Genomic DNA, 2,943 nt, shown 5'->3' with positions numbered 1-2,943 from the left:
CTTCTCGTCCATCTCATTCGTCTCTTTCCATGGCATCGGCAAACCCCTCCCGCCGACCCACAAAAACTGTCAGGCATCTATCCGGTCTACTCTGTCCGACATCTAACCAGTTCGGACCGTGCAGCGACCGCCCCCACCCAACCCTCCCCCGGCTTGCGCCGAGGGAGCGCTTCGGTCAGCGCGTCACATGCGCCGAGACGGCGAGCCAGCTTCCGTCGATCCGGGCCCAGCAATCGGTATAGCGGCCGCGCCGCACTTCGCCGTCGGGCGTTCGGTAATGGGTCGCCGCGTGGATGATGGCGAAATCGCCGATCAGGCGGATCTTCACCTGCTCCGGGCGCAGTTCGGTGATGGCGACCGGCCGGGCGGTCTGCTGCAGGAAGGCGGCGCGGTCGACCAGCGAGCCGTCGGGATTGGAGCAGTAGAAATCCGGCGCCAGGATCTGCTCGAACCGGGCGACGTCGGAACGCTGCACCGAATCCACATAGTCGGCATTCAGCCGCTCCAGCGCCTCGAGATCAGCCTTGCGCCGCGCATCGCTCATGCTGCACCTCCCGCTTCCACCATACTGCCGCCTGCCGGCATCGCCACGTTTCGGCTGCCGGCGAAGGATGGCGCGGCGCGCTCGCTGAGCCGCGCCACCGCCTCGGCCAGCGGCAGCACCGCCTGCCCGCCATCGCGCTCACGCAACGACACCGCACCCGCCGCCGCCTCGCGCGCGCCGACCGCGGCGAAGACCGGCACGCCGTATTCGTGCGCCGCGACGATCTTGCGCCCCAGCCGCTCCGGACCGAGGTCGAGCGCAGCGCGCAGTCCCGCTGCCTCGAAGGCAGCAACGACCTCGCGGGCGTATGGCGCCTGCGCCGTGTCGATCGGCGCCACCATCACCTGCTCCGGCGCGAGCCAGAACGGCAGCCGGCCCTGGTGATGCTCCAGCAGGATGGCGATGAAGCGCTCGATGCTGCCGAGCACCGCCTGATGCAGCATGACCGGGCGTGCCCGGCCACCTTCCGTATCGGCGAATTCGGCACCGAGCCGGTCCGGCAGCACGAAATCGAGCTGGATCGTGCCGCATTGCCAGCTGCGCCCCTGCGCATCGCGGAGCGCGAATTCGAGCTTCGGCCCGTAGAAGGCGCCCTCGCCCGGCTGCAGGACCGGATCGAGACCGGCGGCTTTCGCGGCATCGCCGAGCAGCGCCTCGGCCCGGTCCCATTGCGCTTCCGTGCCGGCGCGGCTTTCCGGCCGTGTCGAGAACGCGGCCGCGAAGGGCGGGAAGCCGAATTCGGCATAGACGCGGCCGAGCAGCGCCACGAAGCGGGCGACCTCGCCCGCCACCTGATCCTCCGTGCAGAAGATATGCGCATCGTCCTGCACGAAGGCGCGCGTGCGCATCAGCCCGTGCAGCGCGCCCGAGGGCTCGTAGCGGTGGCAGGCGCCGAACTCGGCATAGCGCAGCGGCAGGTCGCGCCACGACCGCTGGCGCTTGTTGAACACCTGCACATGGCCGGGACAGCTCATCGGTTTCAGCGCATAGGAACGCTCGCCATCCTCGAACACGAACATGTTCTCGGCGAACTTGTCGGCATGGCCGCTGGCCTCCCAGAGCGAGCGGGACAGCAGCTGCGGCGTGCGGATCTCGTGGAAGCCGGCCTCGCGCATGCGGGCGCGGACATATTCCTCGATCAGGCGGTAGAGCGCGAGCCCGCGCGGGTGCCAGAACACCTGGCCCGGCCCCTCCTCCTGCTGGTGGAACAGGTCGAGCCGGTTGCCGATGCTGCGGTGGTCGTTGTCGTCCATCTCATGTCCTCCGGTCGGACCGGCGACGGACAGGAGGCTCAAGCGGACATGAAAAAGCCCCGTCCGTCGCCGGCGGGGCCTTGCTGGTGGTGGTCGTCGCTTCGCTTCAGCGCATGCCAGCACCGCACGGCCCGCCCAGGCGGGTCGTGGTAGTCGTGGTGGTGGTGGCGCGAACCTGCGACATGGCGGGGAAGCTAGGCCGGAAAGGTTGCCAATGTCAAAAGCAGTAGCTCCTCCCCCGGCGCAGCCGGGGGAGGCCGGGTGGGGGGTTTTGTGTTTTGCCTGGCGGCAGCGCGGCGGCGAGGAAAAATACAAAAACCCCCACCCAACCCTCCCCCACACCGCTGCGCGGCGCGGGGGAGGGCTTCTGGCGCGCGGCGAAGCCAGCTACGATGGCGGCAACCACCGGAGCCCGCCATGACCACGACCCTGGAATTGTTCACCGACTACGTCTGACCCTGGTGCTATCTCAGTACCGTGCGTACTGAACGCTTAAGGCAGACCTACGATATCGAGATCCAGCTGGTGCATTTCCCCCTGCACCCCGACACCCCGGTGGAAGGCAAGTCGCTGGAGGAGCTGTTCGCAGGGCGCGGCATGGACCTCGAGGCGATGTACGCCCGCATGAAGGGCCTGATGGAGGCGGAGGGCCTGCCCTATAGCCGCCGCACCCATACCTATAACAGCCGGCTGGCGCAGGAGCTCGGCAAGTGGGCCGACACGCAGCCGGGCGGCGAGAAGCTGCACGATGCGCTCTACCGTGCCTATTTCGTCGACACGAAGAATATCGGCGATCCCGAGGTGCTGGTCGCGCTGGCCGAGAGCGTCGGCCTCTCCGGCGCGGAGGCGCGCTCGGTGATCGCCGAGCGCCGCTTCAAGGACGCCGTCACCGCCGACTGGACGAAGTCGCACCAATACGGCGTCACCGGCGTGCCGACCTTCGTCGCCGGCGGCTACGGCGTGGTCGGCGCCCAGCCCTACGAGGCGCTGGCCCAGTTGCTGGACAAGGTCGGCGTGCCGAAGCGCGGCTAGAGCGTTTCACGATTTGGTTGAAGCGTATCCGGCATTGGCGAAGTAGCTCTGACATTCGACGGGTGTGATGGCTTCGACGAGGTCGCCGATGTGGCGCCAGGTGTCCTCGACGGT

The 2,943-nt window shown here is 68.2% G+C and carries 3 protein-coding genes; 1 reads left to right on the top strand and 2 read right to left on the bottom strand.

Annotation, left to right across the window (positions count from 1 at the left end; genetic code table 11):
* Nucleotides 1-175 precede the first annotated feature (175 nt).
* Together DT074_RS27750 and thrS are read right to left on the bottom strand one after the other, a co-directional pair.
* Nucleotides 176-544 carry a nuclear transport factor 2 family protein gene (locus DT074_RS27750; protein ID WP_119423062.1) on the bottom strand — a complete coding sequence of 123 codons (369 nt, stop codon included), beginning with the start codon at nt 542-544 and terminating at the stop codon, nt 176-178.
* Nucleotides 541-1,797 carry a threonine--tRNA ligase gene (gene thrS, locus DT074_RS27745; protein WP_119423061.1) on the bottom strand — a complete coding sequence of 419 codons (1,257 nt, stop codon included), beginning with the start codon at nt 1,795-1,797 and terminating at the stop codon, nt 541-543. Before thrS ends, DT074_RS27750 begins: the two co-directional genes overlap by 4 nt.
* Before the next feature lie 417 nt (nt 1,798-2,214).
* Here thrS and DT074_RS27740 point away from each other — a divergent pair, with 417 nt between their 5' ends.
* Nucleotides 2,215-2,829: a DsbA family oxidoreductase gene (locus tag DT074_RS27740; RefSeq protein ID WP_119423060.1), complete on the top strand. Its 615-nt coding sequence runs from the start codon at nt 2,215-2,217 to the stop codon at nt 2,827-2,829.
* Nucleotides 2,830-2,943: the final 114 nt, after the last annotated feature.

Origin of the sequence: Desertibaculum subflavum (assembly GCA_003576705.1) — a bacterium.
Classification (GTDB): Bacteria; Pseudomonadota; Alphaproteobacteria; order Ferrovibrionales; family Ferrovibrionaceae; genus Desertibaculum; species Desertibaculum subflavum.
Note: the sequence above shows the minus strand (reverse complement) of the source record. Positions and strands in the feature narration are given on the sequence as shown.